This window comes from Petroclostridium xylanilyticum (assembly GCF_002252565.1).
Taxonomy (GTDB): domain Bacteria; phylum Bacillota; class Clostridia; order SK-Y3; family SK-Y3; genus Petroclostridium; species Petroclostridium xylanilyticum.
On sequence record NZ_NPML01000034.1, the window covers coordinates 1 to 1,707 of the forward strand.

General features: G+C 56.6%; 1 protein-coding gene. It reads right to left on the reverse strand.

Going from position 1 to position 1,707, the window contains the following annotated elements:
- Positions 1 to 152 precede the first annotated feature (152 nt).
- Entirely contained in the window at positions 153 to 1,517 is a 1,365-nt protein-coding gene (locus CIB29_RS18290; RefSeq protein ID WP_094549738.1) for an ISLre2 family transposase, read from the reverse strand.
- Positions 1,518 to 1,707: the final 190 nt, after the last annotated feature.

Here is a 1,707-nt window from a genome sequence, read left to right on the forward strand (position 1 = left end):
CGAGTCAGTCAAGACTTTGTGGAGAACATTTTTTCGGTTCACTACGGGCGTTGTCAATCACTAGTTAGCGAACCATTTTCAGGAATTAATATCGTAAGCGCTTTCGGACTCTCATCCCTCATCTTGAGGCGATGATACGATATTCCATTTTTTTACACCCAACCACCATCCCGGAGCGCCGACAACGCTTGATGGATCGGCGTCCCGGATGACCGCTGCAGACACGGTAGATTCTGACGCACCACATCTGCCCATAACCGTCCGGCCTTCCGTTTGGCCTGTTCGATCCGCTTGGACTTTGTTGAGGCCGAGACGGCCGACTGGGGCTCTTGCTCCTCCCACCGTCCCTTTCTCCACCCGATCCCGTCGATTCGGGCTGCCATCGCCCTCAGAAACGCCCGAAGCCCTTGGTCTTTCCAGCTGCGGCGGGATTTCACCCGATGCGCAAACCGGCTCATCACGCTCTCGGCGTGGCCCATCGGACGCATGCCGGTCGTCTCCACCCCTTGCTCCGACAGCCACTCCCGATAGTCCCGGATGCATCCCGGCATCGACTCGATCCGGCGAATCAAGGCGGCCAGCTGTTGTTCTTTGCCTTCGTCCCCCAACGTGCCGACCGCGCTGTTCAGCTCCACCAGAAGCCCCTCTTCGTCTTGTTTCGCCAGCTTCTTCCGCACCTCCCGCCAACGCGGATGGCCGGAGAGGCATTGGCGCAGCTCCCGCGCCACATGAAATCGATCCAGCTGAAAGCAGGCTCGCTTTCCAAAATACTCCCGGCAGGCTGTGATCCACGACGCCGCGTCGCCGTTGATGATCAAAAGGTCCCGGCACGGGTCATAGGCATATTCGTTCATCAGCCACTCTTCAAACCGTTCCCACACGTCTCCCACCCCTTCATGGAGGTAGTGGCGCCGGTTCACGAGCTTGAGCTGCGAACCGTTTCGTTTCCATCCCTCGTGAACCGCCAGGATTTTCTCTTCTTTCGCCCGTTTCCCTTTCCCCTGGCGGGAAATGAACAGCCCATCCGCCTCCACAAACAGCACTCGGCCGTGCCGTTTGGAAACAGGGTGGTGCAGCGAGACAGGGGCCTCCAGCACCAGTTGGCGAATCGCCTCGTGGCTCATGACCGCATACCCCACGATCGACTCCAACGTACGGGCCGCTTTGCGGTAGGAAGAGCACTCTACGGCCAACTCGACCGCCGTTTCCTCGAGGCAAGGGCTGATCGACTGCGCTCCATCAAAGCCCAGTTCGGCATCCAGCAAGAAGGTATACGCCCCCGCCTGCCGATCATAGTAGTAGTTCCGTCGAAACGTCACTTCTCCAAACAGCGTTTGGATCGTGGTCGGCCGTTTGTCTTTCAGCTGATACCGGCGCTTGTCCCGCGCTTCCGCCAGTTGTTGATCAATCTCCTCCAAAAGGGCCGCCAACAAGACAGCGAACACCTTTTGAAGAGTTCTGACTAATTGTTCCTCCAGCTCTTTTAATAAAGGCCATTCTGTGGTAAGATGTTTCATGGACTCTCTCCCTCCTGTTTTATGGATGTTGGTCATCACCATCATAGCAGGGAGAGAGTCCTTTTTGCATGACATTTGCTTTTTTCTACCGCGCTTCGCTTGGTGGCCCCGACGAGCGTCGCGAACAAAAGTTCGCAACCCTCGTCGGGGAATCATTCCTGAATGTCACCCACAAATATTTTACTCACAC

What these genes read in the sequence shown, in the direction of transcription:
- CIB29_RS18290 (WP_094549738.1), bottom strand. Translation starts at nt 1,517, where the DNA reads ATGAAACATCTTACCACAGAATGGCCTTTATTAAAAGAGCTGGAGGAA.